This is a genomic window from Acidomonas methanolica (genome assembly GCF_004346035.1).
Lineage (GTDB): Bacteria > Pseudomonadota > Alphaproteobacteria > Acetobacterales > Acetobacteraceae > Acidomonas > Acidomonas methanolica.
The window spans coordinates 104,769-126,802 of the sequence record NZ_SLZN01000002.1 but is presented as its reverse complement, the minus strand read 5'-3'; the positions used below and the strand labels follow the sequence as shown (position 1 = coordinate 126,802).

Sequence of the window (22,034 nt, the reverse complement as noted above, 5' to 3'; positions counted from 1 at the left end):
GAGCGCATGCGCGATCATATGCCGTTCTCCGCCCGCGCAAAACTCTCCGGCGCGCTCTTGTTTGCCGCGCGCGCTTGTGCGAGGGACGGGAAGTTTTATTCTCGTCGAACCCTGCCGGCCGCCTTGATCCGGCACATCTGACGTCATCGGGGGAATTTCTCATGTCCGGCTCGCTGTCCGATCCGCCCAAAGGCTCGCTCATGGCAGGAAAGCGCGGGCTTATCATGGGTGTCGCCAATGACCGCTCCATCGCCTGGGCCATCGCGGCCGCCTGCGCGGCGCAGGGAGCGGAACTCGCCTTCACCTATCAGGGCGAGGCGCTGGGCAAGCGCGTGCTTCCCCTGGCGGCGAGTGTCGGCTCGACGCTGGTGCTGCCGTGCGACGTCGGGGACGACGCGGCGATCGAGGCGACTTTCGCCGAAATCAGGAAGGAATGGGGGAAGATAGACTTCCTCGTCCACGCGATCGGCTGGGCGGACAAGCAGTATCTGCGCGGGCGGTATCTGGATACGCCGCGGGACGCCTTCCTCAAGGCGATGGAGATTTCCTGCTTCTCTTTCACGGTGGTCGGGAAGCATGCGGCCGCCCTCATGCCGGATGGCGGGTCGCTGCTGACCCTCTCCTATCTCGGGGCGGAGCGCGTGATGCCGCATTATAACGTCATGGGTGTGGCCAAGGCGGCGCTCGAGGCGTCGGTGCGCTACATGGCCGCCGATCTGGGAAGCGATAATATTCGTGTGAACGCCATCTCCGCCGGCCCGATCATGACGCTGGCGGCCAATGGTATCGGCGATTTCCGCTACATCCTGCGCTGGAACCAGCTGAACGCGCCGCTGGAGCGGAACGTGTCGCTCGCCGATGTCGGCGGGGCCGGGCTCTATTTCCTGTCCGGTCTCTCCTCGGGCGTCACGGGCGAGGTGCATCACGTCGATTGCGGCTACCATCTCGTCGGCATGAAGAACCCGGCCGCGCCGGATATCAGCGTCGTGTCACCTGGCGAATGAGCGCGGCGCGCCGTCATGTCGCATAACAGCTTCGGCCATCTCTTCCGTGTGACGACGTGGGGAGAGAGCCACGGCCCGGCCATCGGCTGCGTGATCGACGGCTGTACGCCGGGGCTCGCCCTGTCCGAGGCTGACATCCAGCCCTGGCTGGATCTGCGCAGGCCCGGCCAGTCGAAATTCACGACCCAGCGTCGCGAGGCGGACGAGGTGCGGATTCTGTCCGGCGTCTTCGAAGGCAGGACGACCGGCACGCCGATCGCGCTCGAAATCCGGAATACGGATCAGCGGTCCAAGGACTATGCCGAGATCGCCACGCGCTATCGCCCCGGTCATGCGGATGTGACCTATGATCTGAAATACGGGCATCGGGATTATCGCGGCGGCGGCCGGTCCTCGGCGCGCGAGACCGCGATGCGGGTCGCGGCGGGAGCGGTGGCGCGGAAACTGCTGGCGGTGCTGCTGGGCGAGAGCGTGACGATCCGGGCGGCGCTCGTGCGGATGGGCGACATCGCCGTGGACCGCGCGCGCTGGGACTGGAGCGAGGTGGCGCGCAACCCGTTCTTCTGCCCCGATCCGGGCATGGTCGATGCCTGGGAGACGTTGCTCACCGTTATCCGCAAGGAGGGTTCGTCCATCGGCGGGGTCGTGGAGGTGGTGGCCGAAGGCGTGCCGCCCGGGCTTGGCGCGCCGATCTATGCCAAGCTGGATTCCGATCTGGCGGCGGCTCTGATGGGCATCAACGGCGTGAAGGGCGTGGAGATCGGCGACGGGTTCGCGGTCGCCGGTCTGCGCGGGGAGCAGAATGCCGATCCGATGCGGATGAGCGGCGGGACGGTTCGTTTCGAGAGCAATCACGCGGGCGGGATTCTCGGCGGGATTTCCACCGGCCAGCCCGTCGTGGCGCGTTTTGCGATCAAGCCCACAAGCTCGATCCTCGTTCCGGTTCCCTCGGTCAATCGCGAGGGGCAGGAGATCGAGGTGACGACGAAAGGGCGGCATGATCCCTGCATCGGCATCCGCGCCGTTCCCGTGGCCGAAGCCATGATGGCCTGCGTGCTGGCCGATCACCTCCTGCGCCATCACGCGCAATGCGGCTGGCCGGCGCTTCGTCCGGCGCTTTGACTTCGCGCAGGGCGAAGACTCGCGTGAAGATTTCTTGCTGTCGCCACGGTGATGTAGTTATGTAAGACACCATATCGCCTGGAGCGAGGCGTCTTACGGAAGAACGAGCATGGCCGAGATGCGTGAGAGTGAGCGGGGTGCGGGATGGAGCGGTCGTGGAACGACACGCAGCCGATCTACCGGCAGTTGCGGGACCGGGTGGTCGCGATGATGCTCGAAGGACGGCTGGGCGAGGGGGAGGCGCTTCCCTCGGTGCGGCAGGTGGCGGCGGAATGTCAGGTCAATCCGCTGACCGTCATGAAGGCGTATCAGGAACTGGCGGAAGAAGGGCTGGTCGAGAAGCGGCGCGGGCTCGGCCTGTTCGTGGCGGCCGGGGCCGTCGGGCGGTTGCGCCGGCGTGAGCGGGAGCAGTTCCTGAGCGGGCGCTGGCCGGAGATCCGCGCCACGATCCGCCGGCTCGGGCTCGATGTCGAGACCTTGTTGCGGGACGGGGAGGAGAGGTCATGACCTGCATCGAGGCGCGGGGGCTGCGGAAGCGCTATCGCGGCAAGGTCGCCGTGGACGGGATCGACCTGACGATTCCGCCGGGCCGCATCGTCGGGCTGATCGGCCCCAACGGCGCGGGCAAGACGACCACGCTGGAGGCCATTCTCGGGCTGGTCTCCTTCGAGGGTGAGCTGAAAGTGCTGGGGCGCGATCCGTGGCGGGAGCGGACGGCGCTGATGCGGGATGTGTGCTTCATCGCGGATGTGGCCGTCCTGCCGCGCTGGATGCGGGTGTGGCAGGCGCTGGATTATGTCGAGGGCGTTCACCCGCGTTTCGACCGGGCGAAGGCGGAGGGCTTTCTCGCCCGCACCGATATCGGCAGAACGTCCCGCGTGCGGGAATTGTCGAAAGGCATGGTCACGCAATTGCATCTCGCGCTCATCATGGCGGTCGATGCGAAGCTGCTGGTGCTCGACGAGCCGACTCTGGGGCTGGATATCCTCTATCGGCGGGACTTCTACATCTCCCTGCTCAACGACTATTTCGACCATGACCGGACGATTCTCGTCACCACCCATCAGGTCGAGGAAATTCAGGACATCCTGACGGATGCGATCTTCATCGACCGGGGGCGCATCGTGCTGGACGGGTCGATCGAGGAGATCGAGCGGCGTTTCGTCGAATTGCGTCCGCGCCTCGACGCCGTGGAAGCGGCCCGGGCGCTGGGGCCGGTGCATGAGCATCTGCTGATGGGGCTGAGCGTGATGGTGTTCGACGGGGTTGCGCGGGAGCGGCTGGAGCCGTTGGGCGAAATACGGCGTCCGGGACTTGCGGATCTCTTTCTGGTGCTGCTCGGCAAGGAGCGCACGCAGCGACAGGAGACGGAGCGATGAGCGCGACAGTGACGCGGGCGTCCCGCTCCCGGGGGCAGGTGCTGTTCTGGTCGATGCGGCGGGAATTATGGGAGAATCGGTTCCTGCTGGTCGTGCCCGCCTTGGCGGCCGCGCTCCTTCCGTTGGCCTTTCTGGTGATCGCCGTCATGGTCTTGCGGGGCCGGGCGGACGTGACGGGCGGTTTTCATGTCGATTCCGGCACATTGCTCACCTCCTGCACCCGTCCGGCGATCGCCGCGGCGATTCTGGCGGGAATCGTTTATGGTCTCGGCGCCTTGCACAACGAAGCGCGTGACCGATCGTTGCTGTTCTGGAAATCCATGCCCGTCTCGGACGCGATGGCGGTCGCGGCGAAGATGCTGGTCATCATTCTCGTGCTGCCCCTGTTCGCGATGATCTGCGCGGCGGTCGCCTGCCTGCTGCTGATCATGTTCTCCATGCTGCTGGGAGGGCGTCCGGGTCTCGCTCTGGCGCATCTGCCGGGCGAGGCGGTGTTTCAGACAGGCGCGACCCTGCTGCTGTTCCTCTGGATGTTTCCGCTTTGGGGATGGCTGCTGCTGGTGTCCGCGGCGGCCAGACGCTCGCCGTTTCTCTGGGCGTTCGGCCTGCCCTTGGCCGTGATCGTCCTGGAGTACATGACCTTCGGCACCGGCCATGCGGCCCGGCTCGTTCTCGGCCATTTCCGCCCGATTCTGCCTTTCATGGCCGGCAATCTCGAGATCGTGACGCACGGGACGTCGGTGGGTCTGTCCGGCATGCCGCTTCGGGTCAACGCGGCCGCGCTTGCCTCCGGCGCATACGGCATCAGCGCGCCCGGCCTCTGGATAGGACTCGGAGCCGGGCTGCTGATGACCGGCGGCGCCGTGGAAATACGCCGCCGTCAGACGCTGTTATAGCCGCCGTTTTCAGACCAGTCTGGCGCTCAGCGTGATCTCGGCCCTGAACAGCTTGGAGACGGGACAGCCGGCCTTGGCCTTCCCCGCCAGCTCCTCGAACTTCGCCTGATCCGCGCCCGGGACGGTGCCGGTCAGGTCGAGATGGATTTTGGTGATCGCGAAGCCGTCATCCTGCCTGTCGAGCGAGACGGTGGCCTTGGTGTCGAGGGCGGTGGCGGTGAATCCCGCCTCGCCAAGGATGAGCGAGAGCGCCATGGTGAAGCAGCCCGCATGGGCCGCGCCGATCAGTTCTTCCGGATTCGTGCCATGCGTTTCCTCGAAGCGGGTGTTGAACCCGTAGGGCTGGTCCTTCAGCGCGCCGCTCTGGGTCGAGATCGTGCCCTTGCCGTCCTTGAGACCCCCGCTCCAATGCGCCGAGGCGGTTTTCTTGATGGTCATGCGAGACTCCTGCCGGTCCTGAGGAGCGAGATTCTTCGCTCCCTTCGCCGGAGCGAACGCGGGAGGGAGGGGATTGTTCATCGTCTGTTTACGATTTGCATCGCATGTTGCCATTTGAGCGCGACTCGCGCCTGGCCATGCGGAGGAATTTTTCTGGACGGAACAGTCATTTTTAACGTGCGGAAGCGACGCCGATAGCGTTAGAGAAAACAGACGCGCTGACGCTTCCATCACAATATGTAGGGGTGCAGGGGCGGCGTAATCACTAAATGTCGCATGATACAAGCCTTGTGCTGCAAGAAAATGCCTTCCATGAAGAGGGCGGATCGGGGATCGGGCGAGGCTCTTTCGAGGGGCGGCCTGTTGGCGAAAACCGTTGAAAAAGTTCTGGGAGACGATGCGTGAGCCTCTATGAAGGATCGGTGACTGAGCGTGCTCCGGAACAGGACGTGTCCGTAAGCTCTTCTCCGTCAGGAGAAACGCTGCGCTCCGAGGTCACGGACGCGCCGGTGCCGGAGGCTGTTCCCGAACTGGGCGTCGCCGGGCCGGACGTCGCCGAGCCCGAGCTGTTCGACAGCGTCGTGCAGCTTGAAGGCCATCATCCGGTCCGTGTCGATCATGCGCGCGATTCGCTGCTGACGGATTTCGGCAAGGCGACACTGGACAACCGCTATCTCCTGCCCGGCGAGCGCTATCAGGACCTGTTCGGCCGCGTCGCCTCCTATTACGGGGCGGATGCGGCGCATGCCCAGCGGCTTTACGATTATATCTCGAAGCTCTGGTTCATGCCCGCCACCCCGGTTCTGTCGAATGGCGGCACGACGCGCGGGCTGCCGATTTCCTGCTTCCTGAACGAGGCGGACGACTCGCTGCGCGGCATCGTCGATCTGTGGAACGAGAATGTCTGGCTCGCTTCCAAGGGCGGCGGCATCGGCTCGTACTGGGGCAATCTGCGCTCCATCGGGGAGAATGTCGGCAAGAACGGCAAGACTTCGGGCGTCATCCCTTTCATCCGTGTGATGGACAGCCTGACCCTCGCCATCTCGCAGGGTTCGTTGCGGCGCGGCTCGGCGGCGGTCTATCTGCCGATCTGGCATCCGGAGGTGGAGGAATTCATCGAGATGCGCCGCCCGACCGGCGGCGACCCGAACCGCAAGGCGCTGAACCTGCATCACGGCGTGCTGGTCACGGACGATTTCATGCGCGCGGTCGAGCGGGACGAGGAATGGGGGCTGCGCTCGCCCAAGGACATGTCGGTGATCCGCTCGGTCTCCGCGCGGGGGTTGTGGATTCGCCTGCTGACGGCGCGGATGGAACAGGGCGAGCCCTATATCATCTATTCCGACCATGTGAACCGCGCCCGCCCCGAGCACCACAAGCTGGCGGGGCTCGAGGTCAAGACCTCCAATCTCTGCGCCGAGATCACCCTGCCGACCGGGCTCGACCATCTCGGGCAGAACCGCACGGCGGTGTGCTGCCTGTCCTCGCTCAACCTCGAGACCTGGGACGAATGGAAGGACGAGCCGCGCTTCATCGAGGATGTGCTGCTGTTCCTCGACAACGTGCTTCAGGATTTCATCGACCGCGCGCCGGACGACATGGCCCGCGCCAAATACGCCGCGGCGCGCGAACGCTCGGTCGGCCTCGGCGTGATGGGCTTCCATTCCTTCCTTCAGGCGCGCGGGATTCCGTTCGAATCCGTGATGGCGAAGGTCTGGAACAGGAAGATTTTCCAGCAGATCCGCGCGCAGGCGGATGCCGCGTCCCGGCATCTGGCGGAATTGCGCGGCCCGTGCCCGGACGCCGAGGAATACGGCATCATGGAGCGGTTCTCCCACAAGCTGGCGATCGCGCCGACGGCCTCGATCTCCATCATTGCGGGCAATGCGAGCCCGGGAATCGAGCCGATCGCCGCGAATGTCTTCCTCCAGAAGACGCTCTCAGGCTCCTTTACCGTGCGCAACCGTCATCTGCTGAAGCTGCTGGAGGAAAAGGGCCGGAACACCGACGCGGTATGGTCCTCGATCACGCTCAGCAAGGGGTCGGTCCAGCATCTGGATTTCCTCACTCAGGAGGAAAAGGACGTGTTCAAGACGGCGTTCGAACTGGATCAGCGCTGGATCGTGGAACATGCGGCCGATCGCGCGCCCTTCATCTGCCAGGCGCAGTCGATCAACCTCTTCCTGCCCGCCGACGTGCATAAGCGCGACCTGCACCAGATTCACATGCTGGCCTGGAAGCGCGGGGTGAAATCTCTCTATTACTGCCGCTCCCTTTCCGTGCAGCGCGCGGACACCGTCAGCGACAAGGCGGTCAAACACGACATCATGGCTGAGGACGAAGCCATGCCGGCGGCGGCAGAGAAGAAGCCCGGTGGCGGCCCAGATTACGAGGAATGCCTCGCTTGCCAGTGACAGAAGCCTGTTTGTTTGGATTTGGACCGGAGACGCGCCGATGAGTGACGATATCGCCAAGGATCTCGAACATCTCGACCTGATGACCGCCAATCCGGTCTACAAGCCGTTCCGCTACCCGTGGGCCTATGACGCGTGGCTGACCCAGCAGCGTGTCCACTGGTTGCCGGAGGAGGTGCCGCTCGCCGATGACGTGAAGGACTGGCACCGCACGCTGACCGAGGGTGAGCGGCATCTCGTGACGCAGATCTTCCGCTTCTTCACCCAGTCGGATGTCGAGGTGAACTCGGCCTATATGAAGTATTACAGCCAGGTTTTCAAACCGACCGAAGTGCTGATGATGCTTTCCGCCTTCTCGAATATCGAGACGGTGCATATCGCCGCCTATTCGCATCTCCTCGATACGATCGGCATGCCGGAAACGGAGTATTCTGCCTTCCTGAAATACAAGGAGATGAAGGACAAATACGATTTCATGCAGTCCTTCAGCATCGCCAACAAGCGGGAGATCGCCAAGACCATGGCGGCCTTCGGCGCGTTCATGGAGGGGCTGCAACTCTTCGCGTCTTTCGCGATCCTGCTGAATTTTCCGCGCTTCAACAAGATGAAGGGCATGGGGCAGATCGTGACCTGGTCGGTGCGGGACGAGACGCTGCATTGCCTTTCCATGATCCGTCTCTTCCGCACCTTCGTGCGGGAAAATCCGGAAATCTGGACGCAGGATTTCCGTGACGAGATCGCCTGGATCTGCCGCACGACCATCGAGCATGAGGACGCGTTTATCGACCTCGCCTTCGAGATGGGCCCGGTGGACGGTCTGACGGCCGCGGAGGTCAAGCAGTATATCCGCTTCATCGCCGATCGCCGGATGACGCAGCTCGGGCTCGATCCGATCTACGAGATCGAGGAAAATCCACTGCCCTGGCTGGATAATCTCCTCAATGCCGTCGAGCACGCCAATTTCTTCGAGAACCGCGCCACGGAATATTCGCGCGCCTCGACGAGCGGGACATGGGAGGAAGCCTTCGAGGCGAGCGTTTTCGAGTAAATCTGCATTTGCGACTCGACTACGGAGTCTCTCAATGAGACTCCGTAGTCAAAGTATCAAAAGTATTTTGCTTCTTTTCTTCAGAAAAAGAAGAACCTCGGGCAATCCACGTCACAACATGATGCTTCTGCCGTCCCGTAGGATCGCCTGGGCTTCCGCGGTAAAGCTACCGTCGGTTTCATGAAGCACCAGACCGGAGGCCAGCCGGAACGCGCCGCGCCCGCCGATCGTCGCGCGGAGAAGGACGAGCCGGGCAGGGACTCCCTGTTTCGGCCAGAGGGGAAAGAGAACGATGCTGCCGCACCCGGCGGCGCCCAGCGCGGGAAGCGCATCTTCCGTCGCGGCGGCGGGCAGGGCGAGGCTGAGCGTCCCGCCCGGAGCAGTCCATCGGGCGAGCGTGGCGATCCAACTCGTCCAGCCCTCCGTCGGTGCGCTGAGGGCGAGGCGACGACGGGACTCGGGAGAGGGAGTGAAGTCGGCGCGGTGCCAGGGCGGATTGGCGAAGCTGTGATGAAAGCGCCCGTTCGGCATGGGGGCGTGGGTGCGCAGCCCATCGGGCAAAGCCGGCAGCCGCGCCGGCAACGCGTCCAGCAGCCCGGCCACGTCGTTGAGGGCGAAATTGACGCGGGCGAGAGTGACGGTCGCAGGGTCGGCTTCGAGGCCGATGCCGCGAAGGCCGCCGACTCTGGCATTCAGGCAGAGCAACCCGGCACCCGCGCCGCATCCGCCTTCCAGCACATAATCGCCTTCGCGGGCGGGAATGAGAGCGGCGAGCAGAACCGGCTCGATCCCTGTGCGATATCCCTGACGGAACTGACGATAGACCACGCGCCCGCCCAGAAGCGTGCCCTGGGTGGTTTCGGGAAGGGTGTTGGAAGAAGGCATCGGGTTGACCGTCTCGCCGGCGCCGCTCATATGGTCATCACCTGTTCCGCATGGCTGGATCGTCGCGCTTGCCTAAGGGCGGCGGTTGCGCAGCGCAATATATCACGCCGACGCATTGTGGTGCGTCGGTGAGAAGTGGAGAGTCGTTTTGGGTGCTGCTGACAGCATGACCGACGCCGATCAAGCAAGAGGGCACGGCGCTCCGTCCCCTGCGAATGTTCTGGCGGCGCTGAATGCCTATCTGAAGGCGGATATGGAGGCATGCAATCGCGAGATCGTGGCGCGCATGCACAGTCCTGTCCCGCTGATCCCGCAACTCGGGGCGCATCTGGTCGCGGCGGGCGGCAAGCGCATCCGCCCGCTGCTGACGCTCGCGGCGGCGCATCTCTGCGGCTACGAGGCGGGGCCGGACCGGCAGCGCCATATCGCGCTCGCGGCCTGCGTGGAATTCATTCATACCGCGACGTTGCTGCATGACGACGTGGTGGACGAGAGCGTGATGCGGCGGGGACTTGCCTCGGCCAACGCCGTCTTCGGCAACAAGGCGTCCGTGCTGGTCGGGGATTTTCTCTTCGCACGCTCTTTCCAGTTGATGACGGCGGACGGCTCGCTGAAAGTCATGGCGATTCTGTCCGCCGCCTCGGCCACGATCGCCGAAGGCGAGGTGTTGCAGATGGCCACCCAGAACGATCTCTCGACCCCGATCGAGACCTATCTGGAGGTCATCCACGGCAAGACGGCGGCACTCTTCGCCGCGGCCTGCCGTGTGGGGGCGGTGGTGGCGGACCGCCCAGAGGCGGAAGAACTGGCGCTCGACGCGTACGGCACCAATCTCGGCATGGCGTTCCAGCTTGTCGATGACGCGCTGGATTACGCCGCGGACCAGCAGGTGCTGGGCAAGACGGTGGGCGACGATTTCCGCGAAGGCAAGATCACTCTGCCCGTGCTCGCGGCCTATCGGGCGGCGGATGGGGAGGAACGGGCCTTCTGGCAGCGCGTGATCGAGACGGGCGAGCAGACGGATGACGATCTGCCCCATGCGCTCGCGCTCATCGAGAAGGCCGATGCGATTCGCGTCACGCTGGATCGCGCCGCGCGTTATGCCGATGCGGCGGTAAAGGCGCTGGAGATCTTCCCGGATAGCGAGATCAGGCGTCTGTTGATCGACACGGCGGCCTATACCGTCAATCGCGCCAACTGAGGCGCTTCCCCGGTTTCGACCGGGGTCAGCACGCGGAAACCGCGATAGCCGATCCGGCGCACGGCGCGATCCAGCGCCTCGGCATCCGGGGCCGGGCCGGTGAGCAGCATTTCCTCCGCCAGGAACGGAGGTGGCGTATCTCCTGCGGTCAAGTCCCCGGCAATCGAGCTCCGCGTGGCGAGAACCGTCGCAACCCGATGGGCTACGGCCTCCGCCGGGTCCAGCCAGTGCACGCCCGGCGGCGAGAGGCGCGCGAAGGCGTCGGCGAGAAAGGTGTAATGGGTGCAGCCGAGCCCGACGGCGTCGATCCGCGCGCCATCGGGCTGGGAGAACAGACTGTCCAGCTCGCGCGCCACCAGTTCGTCCGGCACCGCAGTGCCGAGAAAGGAACGCTCGGCCAGATCGGCCAGGCCGCGCGCGCCATGGGTGATGAGGGTGCAGTCCGGCGCGAATTCGTCCCGCAGCGCGCGCAGATAGGGGCGGCGGGCGGTGGCGGCCGTGGCCAGGATGCCGATGACGCGACTCGTGCTGACGCGCGCGGCCCAGCGGACAGGCGGCACACAGCCGACGAAAGGCAGGTCGTAACGCGTCCGGAGAGAGGCGAGGGCGAGCGTGCTGGCGGTGTTGCAGGCGATCAGCACCACATCGGGCCGTCGACCCGCGATCGCCGCCCCGATCAGCGCAACGATGCGGGCGACGAGACGGTCGTCCGGCTGTTCACCGTAAGGAAAGAGCGCGTTATCGGCGAGGTAGTCGATCACCGTTGCGGCGGGAAGAGCGGCGCGCAGCGCGCGCACCACACCCAATCCGCCGATCCCGGAATCGAAGGCCAGGACGCGCCCCGGCCTCTCTTCCGGCACGGCGTCAGCCCTCGGCCTGCGCCTTGAGCGCCAGAGCCTCTTCCGCGCTGCCGACGCCGCCATGGCGCTTCGACCAGCCGCAGGGGTCTTCGAGGAAGCGCCGAACCTCGGCGCTGTCGCTTTCGGAGAAATAATCACCGCCCGCGCAGGCTTCGAGCACATCCCACCAGGTGCAGAGCGCGTGAAGCGAAATGTTCATTTCCGCCAGCGTGCGATGCGCGCCGGGGAAGACACCGTAGAAGAAGATGACGAAGGTATGGTCGACGATCGCACCGGCATCGCGCAACGCCTTGGCGAAGCGGATCTTCGAGGCGCCGTCCGTGGTCAGATCCTCCACCAGAAGCGTGCGCATGTTCTCGGGCACGTCGCCCTCGATCTGCGCATTGCGGCCGAAACCCTTCGGCTTCTTGCGCACATAGGCCATGGGGGTCATCATCCGGTCGGCGATCCAGGCGGCGAAGGGAATACCCGCCGTCTCGCCGCCCACCACGGCGTCGATGCTTTCATATCCGATATGGCGGCCGATCTTCTCGACGCCGAGTTCGACGATCTTGGCGCGCGCGCGGGGGAAGAAGATGATCTTGCGGCAATCGATATAGACCGGCGATTTCCAGCCCGACGTCAGGGTGTACGGCTCCTCGGGGCGGAAATTCACAGCCTTGATCTCAAGGAGGATACGCGCGGTGGTGAGCGCCGCGTCGCGGTCCCACTGGGTCTGCCGTCCCGCGAAGATGCTGCCCTGGTCGCCGCTGGTTCCCCGATTGCCGTTGGTCCCCCGATTGCCATTGGTCATCGTGTCGTCTGCTCCCGAAATTGACCTCGCGCGGCCTGCGGCCGCTGACAAATTCTTCATACAGGAGGTAGTGCTTGCGTCATAGGCGGAGCCGGTCTTATTATAGGCAGGACTTGCAAATCACTCTCAATTGGAATTGCCATCCGTGACTGTTGACCCGCGCCGCATCGGTCGTAATTGTGAACGTGCCGTCGTCACCGCCTATCAGGAGTTGCGCGAGGTCGGCCAGCCTGACTATCAGGCCTTCGCCGCATGCACGACGCTCTATCGGATTCATCATCCCGAGGCGTCGCTCAATGAGGCACGGCGGCTGGTTTCCGAATGGATCGACCATCACATCGTGCGTGGCGATCAGGGGGCGACGCGCGGGTGTGATTGCGACTGACGCCGCCCTGACTGACGTTGCCCCGGGGAAGATTTGATCGCGCGCCGCTTTTACGGAATCGTGTGGAAGATCAGCTTCGACGTCGCCGGTGAGAGGCCGGCCCAATCCGAGTTCACACGGAAAACGGCGGCGGAGCCGGTGGGGAAGCCCGAAAGCAGGATCGTTACGTCCGGATGGTCCGTCGAGGCGCTGAGCAGTTCATGCGCCGTCTCGGCAATGGTCGGATTGTGGCCGACGATCATCAGCGCCTCGACGCCCTCGGGCGTTTCGCGCAGCATCTCGGACAGCAAGGCCGTATCCGCCTCGTAGAGTGATTCGACGATCAGCGTCTTCGTATCCGCGGGCAGGGAGGGCTGGAGCCCTTCGAGGGTCTCCCGCGTCCGGGCGGACGGGCTGCACCAGACATGAAGTCCCTCCGGCAACAGGCCGGATTCGGCCAGCGCCTCGCCGGTACTGCGTGCCTGCTCGCGGCCCTGCCCGTCCAGCGGGCGATCGCGATCGGCGCAATAATCATGCGGCATCGCCTTGGCGTGGCGGACGAGAATGAGAAGATGCGGCGTCATGAGCGGCCCTCGGCAGGCGCGTCGGGCGCGACGCGTCCGGCGATGGTGTCGTGATGGCGGATCACCTCGCGGATGATGAAGGCGAGAAATTTCTCCGCGAAATCTGGGTCCAGCCGCGCATTGGCCGCCAGTTCCCGCAGCCGGGCGATCTGCCGGGCCTCGCGGGACGGGTCGGCGGCGGGCAGACCCGCCTTCGCCTTCAACTCCCCGACGCTCTGGGTGTGGCGGAAGCGCTCGGCCAGCATATGGATCAGGGCGGCGTCGATGTTGTCGATGCTCTGCCGATGCATCTCCAGCCGCGCGCGCGCCTCCTCAGGCGGGATCGATATCGACCCAGGCGAGGTGGCCGCCTTTGCCGGCGCCGAGATCGGTGAAGACCGCGCGTCCGCCGTTGCGGCCGGCGCGAATCCAGGGGCGTCCATCTGTCGAGCGTCTGTCATGGCCACAATAAACCACATGTCCGGCCGGAATGTGATCTATCCATCTCAGTTTTCGTTCCGGATAGCCGTCCGACTGCATTTTTCCCGTTGTCTCGCCGAACAGCGCGCGCGCCAGCAGCGGGGTGATGGGGCCGAGACCAGGGGGCGGCTCCTCGATCAGCATGCCGGTATGGAAACCGCCATGGACGAAGACGAGGGAGCCGAGCGTCAGCCAGGCCGGGGCGGAGATCAGCGCGTCGAGCGCGCGTTCGCGCAATCCCGCCTGGAGCGGGCTGGAAAGCTGGCGCAACGTCGCTTCCAGCGGCGGGTCGCGGCGGAGGCGGTGCCCGGCGAGCGCGCGCCCGAGCTTGCGGTCGTGATTGCCGAGGATGAAGAGGCCGCGTCCGTCATCCATCAGGTCGATCATCAGCCGTAGCGCGCCCGCGCTGTCCGGCCCATGATCGACCAGATCGCCGAGCTGGATGATGAAGCGCTCGGTCGCCACGGCATGTTCGAACGCGGCCAGATCGCCATGCACGTCGCCGACCACGCGCAGCCCGCGCGCGGCCGCGACGACCGGCAAATCTGGCGCTGCCACCGTAGGGCGACGCGCGACGAGGGGAAGAATCTGATCCAGCGCCCGAATCCTGTTCAATGGCTTCCGCTGCGTTGTGAAACAACATGCAAACGAGCCTCTCACGCATTCATTATATGACAAAGTGGTGATGGGGGAATGAGATTACGAGAGGTGAGGAGCGATGCTGGTCTCGGCGAATTGCGTTGCGCTGGAAAGATCGACGGAAAGCACGCGGCTGACCCCGCGCTCCTGCATCGTGACGCCGAAGAGCCGGTTCATATGCGCCATGGTCAACTGGTGATGCGTGACCACGAGGAAACGCGTGCCGGATTCCTCCGCCATGTCGCGCGTCAGGGCGCAGAGACGCTCCACATTGGCGTCGTCGAGCGGCGCGTCCACCTCGTCCAGCACGCAGATCGGCGCGGGCTGGCATTTGAAGGCGGCGAAGACGAGAGAAAGCGCGGTCAGGGCCTGCTCGCCGCCTGAGAGAAGGGAGAGGGTGGAGAGTTTCTTCCCCGGCGGTTGGGCGAAGATTTCCAGCCCCGCCTCCAGCGGGTCGTCGCTGCCGACGAGGCCGAGATGGGCGCGTCCACCGCCGAACATGCGGGAAAAGAGCGCCTGGAAATGCTGGTCCACCTGGGCGAACACGGCCTGAAGCCGCTCGCGCCCCTCGCGGTTCAGATGGCCGATCGAACCGCGCAGGCGGTTGACGGCCTCGTGCAACTCGCCCTGCTCCGCCGCCAGCGTGTCAGCCTGGGCGCGGGCCTCGGCATGGTCCTGCTCGGCGCGAAGATTGACCGGGCCGAGCGCGTCACGTTCGCGAATCAGCCGCGCGACCCGGCGGCGGAGCGCGGTCTCGGCGGAGTCCGAGAGATCGGCGGGCGGCGGGCCGTCCGGCGCGTCTCCGGCGGCGCGCAGCGTCTCCAGCGCCGCAACGACCTGCTCGCGCCGTTCCGTCAGCCGGATTTCATCCTCGCGGGCCGCGCGGGCGCGGGCGGCTTCGTTGTCCCGCTGCACGGCCACATCCCGCAGGGCGGCTTCGATCTCCTGAAGGGCGTGATCGGCCGCGTCGGCCTCCTGCCCGGCGAGGGTCAGCGCTTCGGCCTGACGCGCGGCGCGCTCGTGCAGACGATCGGGAAGCGCCTCGGCCTCGCGCAGGGCGGCATGCAGGAGTCCTAGGCGGCGGGCGGCTTCCTCGCGATCCCGGCGCAGCGTGTCGAGGCGGCTCGTTCCGGAGTCGATCCGCGCGCGCAGGGCGGGCAGTGTCTCGGCGATGCGTTGCTGTTCGGCGTGAAGCAAAGCGAGCCGGGTACGCGCACCGTCCAGCGTCGCGCTCGCCTCGTCCAGCACGCCGCGCGCAGCGTGGGCGGCGGCCTCCACGGTATCGAGCGCGGGAGGCTCGCCAAGGGCGGCGAGCGCGGCGCGCTGCTCGTCGAGCGCCAGACGGCGCGCGGCATGTTCGGGCAGAAGGGCGGCTTCCCGCGCCAGCGCCTCGGCGCGCCGCCGGCTCAGCGCCGTGTGGCGGGTCGCGCAGGAGGCGCGATCCGCCTCGTTTTTCGCCAGACCGGCGCGGAGATCCTGAAGCCGCCTGAGAGCCGCATCGCGCGCGGCGCCATGGCGTGCGGCGTCGGCCTCCAGCACGGCGAGAGACTGTGCCCGCGCCTCGACCTCCAGCGCCGCGAGGGCCGTTTCGGCGGCGGTGCGGTCATCCGTCAGCCGGGCGAGGGCGGGGATGAGCGTTTCGAGCTTGCCCGCCGCGCTGTCATGGCGAAGGCGGGCCTGGCGGACGGTGTCGCCGGCCAGTTCGGCGGCGCGGGCCGCCTCGGCGCGCCGACGGGCAGCCATCTCCATCGCGACGCGGGCCGTTTCGGAGCGGTCCGACAGATCATGCGCCTGAAGTTCGATTTCGGCGAGGGCGGGAAGGGCGGCGAGGGCGTTCCGGGCGTCCTCCGCGCGGGTGGCGGCCTCGGCAAGGGCGGCGGCGGCGATCTCCAGCCCGCGTTCGGCGGCGTCGGCGGCAAGACGGGCCGAGGCGGCACGGTTGGCGCAGGACGCGGCGTCGGAGCGGGCGCGGGCGAGGGTTTGTTCCGTTGTCGCCCGCTCGCGCCGCTGCGAGGACAGCGCGTCCTCCGTTGATTTCAGCGCCGTCATCCTGGCGTCAGCCTCGGCGCGAAGAGCGGGAAGAGTCGATTCGACCTCGGCGATCTGGCGTTGCAGGGCGAGATAGGCCTGATGACGTTCGAGCTGGCGCGCGGCGTGATTGGGGCGGTTGGCGGCGATCCGATACCCGTCCCAGCGCCAGAGCGCGCCTTCCGCCGTGACCAGCGCCTGACCCGGCTGAAGCTGCGGCTGGAACCGGAACCCGTCTTGCGGGTCCGTCACCACGCCGATCGATGCAAGCAGACGGTCCAGCGCGGAAGGGGCCTCGACCCGCTCGTTCAGCGGCGTGACGCCCGGCGGAAGCGGGGCGGGCGTCATGGGCGGGAGCGGCCTCCAGGCGAGCGGAAGCGATTCGTCGGCGCCGACGGGGGCGTCCAGCCCGTCCGCAAGGGCGACGGCAAGGCCGCGCGCGAGTTCGGGCGGAAAGGTGATCTGCCGGATCAGCGGGAGGACCGTATCAGAAGCGGCTTCCGGCGTCTCCGGCGCCAGCCCCTCGCAGTGCGCGCGCAGACGCACGACAGTCGTTTCCGCTTCGGCGAGGGCGGCGGCGTGCGTTTCGACGTCCGTCTTCCGTATGGCGGCATCGGTTTCGAGACGGGCGATGGCGGCGAGCAGGGCCGCGAGCGCATCCTCCGCCCTCTTCACCGCTTCGGCCTGAGCCTCGATCTCCGTGGACGGCACGAGCTTTTCCTGTGCCGACTCCAGGGCGTGGCGCGCCTCGTCAGCCTGTGTCCGGGCACGCTGAAGAGCGGTTTCGGTCGCCGTGCAGTCGCGTTGGGCAAGGGAGACGCGCTCGCGCAGCGTGTGCGCGCGGGATTCGGCTTCCAGACGCGCGGTCGCGGCTTCGGATGCCGCCGCGCGGGCCTGCTCTTCCGCGTGGCGGGCCTCGTCCAGCGCGGCGGCGGAGCGGGCCTCCGCGGTCTCCATCTCGGCCAGCGCCGCCTCCGCGCGCAGGGCCTGCGTAGCGGCGTCACGCGCCGACAGGAGGGATTTCTCCTGCTCCAGCATCTGGCCGAGACGCGCGCTCAGGCGTTGCCGCTCCGCCTCGCGTTCCCGGTCGAGCCGCCTGCCTTCGGCCAGGGCGCGTTCCGCCAGTTCGGCGGCGAGGCGGGTCTCCTGAGCGTCCGATTCGGCTTCGGCGAGCGCCTGACGCCGGGCGGCGATTTCGCCGTCCAGCGCGTCGCACTGCGTGGCGAGGGCGGCGAGGTCATCTTCCATGGGCAGATCGGCGCGCAGGGCATCGAGTGTCGATGTGAGTTTCGCCAGTTCGGCCGTGATGCGGGCGAGATGGGCGGTCGTTTCCTCGCGGCGGCGACTATGCGTGTCGCGCGCCATGCGGGCCTGCACCAGCGCCTCGTTGGCCTGCTCGCTCTGGCCTCGCGCGGTCTCGAAGCGGGTCTCGGCCGCGTCGCGATCCGCTTCCGCCATGGCGAGACGGTCCGGAAGGAGCCGCGCCGCAGCTTCCAACCGGTCGCCCGTTTCGATGTCCTCGCGAAGCAGCGCGGCGGCCTCGGCGAATCGGGCCGCTGCGGCCGCCTCGTCCTTCGCGCCCTCGTCGACACGGCGCGTCGCCTCGTCCAGCGCGCGCCTGGCCTCCTGTTCTTCCTGAGCCGCGCTCTCGGCCAGCACGCGATGCCGTTCGAGGGCGGCGCGGGCGGTATCGCGTTTTTGCCGCGTGGGGGAGAGCGCGTCGCGATGGCGCGTCTCTTCCGCCGCGGCGGCTTCGGCCAGAGCACCGGCTTCGGCCAGCATTGCCTGAGCCTGGGCGAGAGCGGAGGCGGTCCGGGTGACGGCCAGTTCGGCGCGGGCGTGGAGCAGGGCATGCAGATGGGCTTCGTCGGCGCGCAGGGCGGCGGCGAGTTCGCGATAACGGCGCGCCTGCGCGGTCTGCTCGCCGAGGCTCTCCAGCCTCGCCTCGATCTGGACGCGCAGATCCTCGGCGCGCGCGAGATTGGCCTCGGTCTGGCGCAGCTTGAGTTCGGCGTCATGACGGCGGGCATGCAGACCGCTGATCCCGGCGGCCTCTTCGAGCAGGGCGCGGCGCTCTTCCGGTTTCGCGGCGATGAGCGTGCTGACGCGGTTCTGGCTGATGATCGAGGAGGAGCGCGCGCCGCTGGAGAGATCGGCGAACAGCGTCGTCACGTCCCGCGCGCGCACGGATTTGCCGTTGAGGCGGAAATCGCTGCCCGCGCCGCGCTCCGCCCGGCGGGTGATTTCGAGCTCGGCGGATTCGGCGAAGGGGGCGGGGGCGAGTCCCGTCGCGTCTTCCAGCCAGACCGTGACTTCGGCCAGGGAGCGGGCGGGGCGCACGCCGGTCCCGGCGAAGATCAGGTCGTCGAGTTCGCCGCCGCGCAGGGCGCGGGCCGAACTTTCGCCCATCGACCAGCGCAGGGCCTCGACGACGTTGGATTTGCCGCACCCGTTCGGCCCCACGATGCCGGTCAGGCCGGGGAGGATGTCGATGGTCGCGGCGTCGGCGAAACTCTTGAAACCGGTGATGCGCAGGCGGGTGATCTTGGCCGTCATGGGCCGGACTTACTCTATTCGGGCCTGCTCTTGAACTGGATCGTTCCGCCCGGCGGTTTTTTGCCGGATGTCAGCCCCCGGCCTGCTGCACCTGCTTGACGAAATCGTCGTAGGTCAAGAGTTCCTGGGTATAGGGATGGTCGTTGAAGCGGAAATAGGGGGTGCCGCGAATCATGTATTTCGACTGGTCCTGATCCTGCTGGGCGATGATGGCCTGACGGAGGGTGTCGTCCTTTTCCACCGCGTCGAACTGCGCGTTGGAGAGCCCGGCGAGGGCCGCCATCTGCTGGAGTTCCTTGCGCGGGTCGGTGTCCTGGCCGAAGGCCCAGCGATCCTGGCTGAAGAGCAGGGCGTTGATGAAGGGCTCGTAACGGTCCACCGGCAGGGAGCGGGCCAGCATGGCGGCCAGAAGCGCGAGCTGGTCCAGCGGGAAGTCGTGATAGTAATAGGCGATCTTGCCGGTGTCGATCAGCTTGGCTTTCACCTCCGGAAAGACCGTCTGCTGGAAATGGGCGCAATGGGTGCAGGTCAGCGAGAACCATTCGCCGACATGAACCTTCGCCTGCGGGTTGCCGAGCATGCGCGGGGTGAGGCGGATGTCCTCGGCCCGGGCGCGGCGCGGCGCGGCGATCGTGAGCGCGGTGACGGGCAGGGCGGCGAGGGGCAGGGCAGTCAGAAACGAGCGGCGGTTCAGCGACATGAAAGCTCTCCAGGAAAACGATCTGTCCTCAAGAGAGCCCGCGCCTCATTTCGCCGTCAAGAGACGGACCGGCGCCGCCCGATCAATATGTGCCCCGGATCGATCAATGCTTTTCATGATCTTCCGCCGCCGGACGGCGCTCCCGCATGGTCCATCCTTCCGGCACGCGCATCCGCAGGGAGCGGATATGCCGCGCATCGGCGTCGGTGACGCGGAAGACCAACCCGCTTTCATGGGTCAGGATCTCGCCGCGTGCCGGAACGTGGCCGGCCAGACGGAAGACGAGGCCGCCCACCGTCTCGATCTCGGTTTCCTGCTCGGCCTCCGTCAGCACGGCGCCCATGCGGCGCTCGAACTCCTCGACGGGCATCCGCGCGTCTATATCGTAGGTGCCGTCGGGGCGCTCGACCATCATGGCTGTGACGGGCTCGTCATGTTCGTCCGAAATATCGCCGACGATGGTCTCGACGAGATCCTCGATCGTGACGAGCCCGTCGATGCCGCCATATTCGTCGATCACCAGCGCCATATGGGTGCGGCGCTGGCGCATCTGGAGCAGCAGGTCGAGGACGGGAATCTGCGGGGCGATCATCAGCGGCTGCCGCAGCAGATTTTCGAGATCGAATGCCTCCGACGTGCCGACATAGGCGATGAGATCCTTGACGTGGATCATGCCCGCGACGTCGTCGAGCTGCTCGCGATAGACCGGCACGCGGGAATGGTTCTCCCGCCGCATGAAATCCAGCGCCTCATCCAGCGTGATCGAGAGGGGCATGGCGACGATGTCGGCGCGCGGCACCATCACGTCATCGGCGGTGATCTCCCGCAGGTGGAGCACGTTGGTGATGAGCGCCCGTTCCTGCCGGTCGAGCTCGGGCCGCTCGCCATTTTCCGAATCGGGCGTCGCCGCCTCCTCGACGAGCGCCGCGATGGAATGGCGCAGGCCCTGGTCCTTCGACCGGCGGCCGAGAAAGGCGAACAATCCGCGTGCGCCGCGCGCCCGGGGGGCGTCTCCGGTCTCGCTCATGGCGTGATCCCCCCGTTGCGCCAGGGATTCGGCACGCCGATGCGATGCAGGATGCGCGCCTCGGCCGCTTCCATCGCGCCCGCCTCGGCAGGGTGGTGATGATCGTGCCCGGCCAGATGCAACACGCCATGCACGACGAGATGGGACAGATGGTCCGCCATGCTGCGGCCGGCCGCCTGCGCCTCGCGCCGCACCGTCTCGAAGGCGAGGACGATGTCGCCGTCCCCGCCGCCGGGCATCGCCTCGAAGGTCAGCACGTTGGTCGGCTTGTTGCGGCCGCGGAAATCGTGGTTCAGGCGGCGCACCGCATGGTCGGTGTCCAGCAGAACGGTCGGGCCGAGCGCCATGCCGAGCCATTGCCCGGCGGCGGAGACGGCGCGGGCGACGCGGCGCTCGACACCGGGCACCGCGCCGCGCCAGCGGTGATCGGCGACGATGACCTTCGTCCCCCGGCGTTCGGGCGCCGGAAATCTGGAGGGGTCTTCCCCTGCGTCGGAGGACGGGGGAAGGAGAGGGGAGTGACTACTTCGAGGTTCCATCATTTTCCCGGCGCGACCGTCCTCGGGAAAAATCCCGTGCCGCCACCGCACGCTGATCATAGGCATCCACGATTCGCGCCACCAGCGGATGGCGGACCACGTCCTGTGAATGGAAGCGCGTTATACCGATTCCGGGCAAACCTTCCAGTGTTTCCACCGCGTCGCGCAATCCCGAACTGACGCCGCCGGGCAGGTCGATCTGGCTGAGGTCGCCGGTGACCGCCATGCGGGTGCCCTGTCCCATGCGGGTCAGGAACATCTTCATCTGCGCCGGGGTGGTGTTCTGCGCCTCGTCGAGAATGACGAAGGCATGGCTCAGCGTGCGGCCCCGCATGAAGGCCAGCGGCGCGACCTCGATCTCCCCCGTCGCCATGCGGCGGGCGAGCTGGTCGCCGGGCAGCATGTCGTTGAGCGCGTCATAGAGCGGGCGCAGATAGGGGTCGATCTTCTCCCGCATGTCGCCGGGCAGAAAGCCGAGACGTTCCCCCGCCTCGACGGCGGGACGGGACAGGATGATCCGGTCCACCTGCCCGGCCTGGAGCATTGCCACGGCCTGCGCCACGGCGAGATAGGTCTTGCCCGTTCCCGCGGGGCCTACACCGAAGACGAGTTCCGTGCGGGCCAGCATGTCCATATAGGCCGCCTGACCACGGGAGCGGGGCGTGATCGCGCCCCGCTTCGTGCGGATGGCGGGCAGGTCGAGCAGGGGGAGGCGCGGAGGGTCTTCGCCCGCGCTTTCCCCGGGAGGCGAGGCGGGCGGAAACGCCGCGCGATTCGGGGCAGGGCGGGCCGACGGCAGGGCGGTCAGGCGGATGACGCTGTCCACTTCCGCGCTGTCGATCCGCCCGCCGTGCTCGATCTGGTTGTAGAGCGCCACGAGCGCGGCCTGCGCGCGGGAGACGGCGGCGGCTTCGCCCGTGATGGCGATCTTGTTGCCCCGGCAGGAAAGCCGTACGTCGAATCCCTGTTCGAGCCTGACGAGATGGCGGTCGTGATCGCCGAGGAGCTGCTGGAGAAGGATGTTGTCGCTGAATCGCAACGCCGCCGTTCGCTGACCGCCCGTTTCAGGCGGGTCGGCCGGAGTCTTCCGGCCCCGTC

Annotated in this window: 21 protein-coding genes; 9 read left to right on the top strand and 12 right to left on the bottom strand. The window is 66.7% G+C overall.

All coding sequences use genetic code 11. The features are described from left to right. Nucleotides 1-161 precede the first annotated feature (161 nt). The 5 genes from fabI (at nt 162) to EDC31_RS02365 (ending at nt 4,401) form a co-directional block, all read left to right on the top strand. The gene (fabI, locus tag EDC31_RS02385; RefSeq protein ID WP_042057737.1) at nt 162-1,004 is read left to right on the top strand and encodes an enoyl-ACP reductase FabI; all 843 of its coding nucleotides are present in this window, start codon (nt 162-164) and stop codon (nt 1,002-1,004) included. Between the two features lie 15 nt (nt 1,005-1,019). Continuing rightward, a complete protein-coding gene (aroC, locus tag EDC31_RS02380) occupies nt 1,020-2,126 on the top strand; it encodes a chorismate synthase (RefSeq protein WP_042057735.1) in 1,107 nt (368 codons plus the stop codon). A 144-nt stretch (nt 2,127-2,270) separates the two neighbouring features. Next, nucleotides 2,271-2,633, top strand: a complete 363-nt coding sequence (locus EDC31_RS02375) for a GntR family transcriptional regulator (protein WP_042057733.1) — start codon at nt 2,271-2,273, stop codon at nt 2,631-2,633. After that, nucleotides 2,630-3,505: an ABC transporter ATP-binding protein gene (locus EDC31_RS02370; RefSeq protein WP_042057731.1), complete on the top strand. Its 876-nt coding sequence runs from the start codon at nt 2,630-2,632 to the stop codon at nt 3,503-3,505. Before EDC31_RS02375 ends, EDC31_RS02370 begins: the two co-directional genes overlap by 4 nt. After that, nucleotides 3,502-4,401: a hypothetical protein gene (locus tag EDC31_RS02365; RefSeq protein WP_042057728.1), complete on the top strand. Its 900-nt coding sequence runs from the start codon at nt 3,502-3,504 to the stop codon at nt 4,399-4,401. Before EDC31_RS02370 ends, EDC31_RS02365 begins: the two co-directional genes overlap by 4 nt. Nucleotides 4,402-4,410: 9 nt before the next feature. Here the strand turns inward: EDC31_RS02365 and EDC31_RS02360 are convergent, their stop codons facing one another. Further along, nucleotides 4,411-4,839 carry an OsmC family protein gene (locus EDC31_RS02360; RefSeq protein ID WP_042057726.1) on the bottom strand — a complete coding sequence of 143 codons (429 nt, stop codon included), beginning with the start codon at nt 4,837-4,839 and terminating at the stop codon, nt 4,411-4,413. A 530-nt stretch (nt 4,840-5,369) separates the two neighbouring features. Here EDC31_RS02360 and EDC31_RS02355 point away from each other — a divergent pair. After that, nucleotides 5,370-7,253, top strand: a complete 1,884-nt coding sequence (locus EDC31_RS02355; protein WP_252349628.1) for a ribonucleoside-diphosphate reductase subunit alpha — start codon at nt 5,370-5,372, stop codon at nt 7,251-7,253. A 40-nt stretch (nt 7,254-7,293) separates the two neighbouring features. Then, on the top strand, nt 7,294-8,301 hold the full coding sequence (locus EDC31_RS02350) for a ribonucleotide-diphosphate reductase subunit beta (RefSeq protein ID WP_042057724.1): 1,008 nt from the start codon (nt 7,294-7,296) through the stop codon (nt 8,299-8,301). Between the two features lie 111 nt (nt 8,302-8,412). Here EDC31_RS02350 and EDC31_RS02345 read toward each other — a convergent pair whose 3' ends face one another. Further along, on the bottom strand, nt 8,413-9,216 hold the full coding sequence (locus tag EDC31_RS02345) for a tRNA1(Val) (adenine(37)-N6)-methyltransferase (RefSeq protein WP_081797523.1): 804 nt from the start codon (nt 9,214-9,216) through the stop codon (nt 8,413-8,415). A 136-nt stretch (nt 9,217-9,352) separates the two neighbouring features. Between EDC31_RS02345 and EDC31_RS02340 the strand changes: the two genes are divergently transcribed. Beyond that, nucleotides 9,353-10,387 (top strand): polyprenyl synthetase family protein, encoded by a 1,035-nt coding sequence (locus EDC31_RS02340; protein ID WP_081797522.1) that lies wholly within the window; start codon nt 9,353-9,355, stop codon nt 10,385-10,387. On the opposite strand, the gene EDC31_RS02335 is transcribed toward EDC31_RS02340, so the two are convergent. Together EDC31_RS02335 and EDC31_RS02330 are read right to left on the bottom strand one after the other, a co-directional pair. Continuing rightward, entirely contained in the window at nt 10,363-11,247 is an 885-nt protein-coding gene (locus EDC31_RS02335; protein WP_239641620.1) for a glutamate racemase, read from the bottom strand. The two genes, EDC31_RS02340 and EDC31_RS02335, sit on opposite strands and share 25 nt — an antisense overlap. 4 nt (nt 11,248-11,251) lie before the next feature. Continuing rightward, nucleotides 11,252-12,040, bottom strand: a complete 789-nt coding sequence (locus tag EDC31_RS02330; RefSeq protein WP_239641619.1) for an orotate phosphoribosyltransferase — start codon at nt 12,038-12,040, stop codon at nt 11,252-11,254. 145 nt (nt 12,041-12,185) lie between these two features. Here EDC31_RS02330 and EDC31_RS02325 point away from each other — a divergent pair, with 145 nt between their 5' ends. Beyond that, the gene (locus tag EDC31_RS02325; protein WP_042057721.1) at nt 12,186-12,425 is read left to right on the top strand and encodes a hypothetical protein; all 240 of its coding nucleotides are present in this window, start codon (nt 12,186-12,188) and stop codon (nt 12,423-12,425) included. 50 nt (nt 12,426-12,475) lie between these two features. Here EDC31_RS02325 and EDC31_RS02320 read toward each other — a convergent pair whose 3' ends face one another. The 8 genes from EDC31_RS02320 to EDC31_RS02285 all read right to left on the bottom strand — a co-directional run bounded on the left by EDC31_RS02320 (nt 12,476) and on the right by EDC31_RS02285 (nt 21,975). Continuing rightward, the gene (locus tag EDC31_RS02320; RefSeq protein ID WP_052511823.1) at nt 12,476-12,988 is read right to left on the bottom strand and encodes a SixA phosphatase family protein; all 513 of its coding nucleotides are present in this window, start codon (nt 12,986-12,988) and stop codon (nt 12,476-12,478) included. Then, nucleotides 12,985-13,317: a chorismate mutase gene (locus EDC31_RS02315; protein WP_256888309.1), complete on the bottom strand. Its 333-nt coding sequence runs from the start codon at nt 13,315-13,317 to the stop codon at nt 12,985-12,987. Before EDC31_RS02315 ends, EDC31_RS02320 begins: the two co-directional genes overlap by 4 nt. Next, complete coding sequence (locus tag EDC31_RS02310) at nt 13,301-14,005, bottom strand: metallophosphoesterase (RefSeq protein WP_042058016.1); 705 nt, start codon at nt 14,003-14,005, stop codon at nt 13,301-13,303. Before EDC31_RS02310 ends, EDC31_RS02315 begins: the two co-directional genes overlap by 17 nt. A gap of 141 nt (nt 14,006-14,146) precedes the next feature. Further along, nucleotides 14,147-18,670, bottom strand: coding sequence for an AAA family ATPase (locus tag EDC31_RS02305; protein WP_132126892.1), 4,524 nt, complete (start codon nt 18,668-18,670; stop codon nt 14,147-14,149). A 70-nt stretch (nt 18,671-18,740) separates the two neighbouring features. Beyond that, nucleotides 18,741-19,370 carry a thioredoxin domain-containing protein gene (locus EDC31_RS02300; RefSeq protein WP_042057680.1) on the bottom strand — a complete coding sequence of 210 codons (630 nt, stop codon included), beginning with the start codon at nt 19,368-19,370 and terminating at the stop codon, nt 18,741-18,743. Nucleotides 19,371-19,473: 103 nt separating this feature from the next. Next, nucleotides 19,474-20,397 carry a hemolysin family protein gene (locus tag EDC31_RS02295; RefSeq protein ID WP_042057679.1) on the bottom strand — a complete coding sequence of 308 codons (924 nt, stop codon included), beginning with the start codon at nt 20,395-20,397 and terminating at the stop codon, nt 19,474-19,476. Continuing rightward, nucleotides 20,394-20,936: an rRNA maturation RNase YbeY gene (ybeY, locus tag EDC31_RS02290; RefSeq protein ID WP_042057676.1), complete on the bottom strand. Its 543-nt coding sequence runs from the start codon at nt 20,934-20,936 to the stop codon at nt 20,394-20,396. The genes EDC31_RS02295 and ybeY overlap by 4 nt, the downstream gene beginning before the upstream one ends. After that, nucleotides 20,920-21,975, bottom strand: coding sequence for a PhoH family protein (locus EDC31_RS02285; protein WP_042057674.1), 1,056 nt, complete (start codon nt 21,973-21,975; stop codon nt 20,920-20,922). The genes ybeY and EDC31_RS02285 overlap by 17 nt, the downstream gene beginning before the upstream one ends. Nucleotides 21,976-22,034: the final 59 nt, after the last annotated feature.

Bases quoted from the DNA above. Each gene is read 5' to 3' on its own strand.
- fabI (WP_042057737.1), top strand. From the start codon at position 162: ATGTCCGGCTCGCTGTCCGATCCGCCCAAAGGCTCGCTCATGGCAGGA.
- aroC (WP_042057735.1), top strand. From the start codon at position 1,020: ATGTCGCATAACAGCTTCGGCCATCTCTTCCGTGTGACGACGTGGGGA.
- EDC31_RS02375 (WP_042057733.1), top strand. From the start codon at position 2,271: ATGGAGCGGTCGTGGAACGACACGCAGCCGATCTACCGGCAGTTGCGG.
- EDC31_RS02370 (WP_042057731.1), top strand. From the start codon at position 2,630: ATGACCTGCATCGAGGCGCGGGGGCTGCGGAAGCGCTATCGCGGCAAG.
- EDC31_RS02365 (WP_042057728.1), top strand. From the start codon at position 3,502: ATGAGCGCGACAGTGACGCGGGCGTCCCGCTCCCGGGGGCAGGTGCTG.
- EDC31_RS02360 (WP_042057726.1), bottom strand. From the start codon at position 4,839: ATGACCATCAAGAAAACCGCCTCGGCGCATTGGAGCGGGGGTCTCAAG.
- EDC31_RS02350 (WP_042057724.1), top strand. From the start codon at position 7,294: ATGAGTGACGATATCGCCAAGGATCTCGAACATCTCGACCTGATGACC.
- EDC31_RS02345 (WP_081797523.1), bottom strand. From the start codon at position 9,216: ATGAGCGGCGCCGGCGAGACGGTCAACCCGATGCCTTCTTCCAACACC.
- EDC31_RS02340 (WP_081797522.1), top strand. From the start codon at position 9,353: ATGACCGACGCCGATCAAGCAAGAGGGCACGGCGCTCCGTCCCCTGCG.
- EDC31_RS02330 (WP_239641619.1), bottom strand. From the start codon at position 12,040: ATGACCAATGGCAATCGGGGGACCAACGGCAATCGGGGAACCAGCGGC.
- EDC31_RS02320 (WP_052511823.1), bottom strand. From the start codon at position 12,988: ATGACGCCGCATCTTCTCATTCTCGTCCGCCACGCCAAGGCGATGCCG.
- EDC31_RS02305 (WP_132126892.1), bottom strand. From the start codon at position 18,670: ATGACGGCCAAGATCACCCGCCTGCGCATCACCGGTTTCAAGAGTTTC.
- EDC31_RS02300 (WP_042057680.1), bottom strand. From the start codon at position 19,370: ATGTCGCTGAACCGCCGCTCGTTTCTGACTGCCCTGCCCCTCGCCGCC.
- EDC31_RS02295 (WP_042057679.1), bottom strand. From the start codon at position 20,397: ATGAGCGAGACCGGAGACGCCCCCCGGGCGCGCGGCGCACGCGGATTG.
- ybeY (WP_042057676.1), bottom strand. From the start codon at position 20,936: ATGGAACCTCGAAGTAGTCACTCCCCTCTCCTTCCCCCGTCCTCCGAC.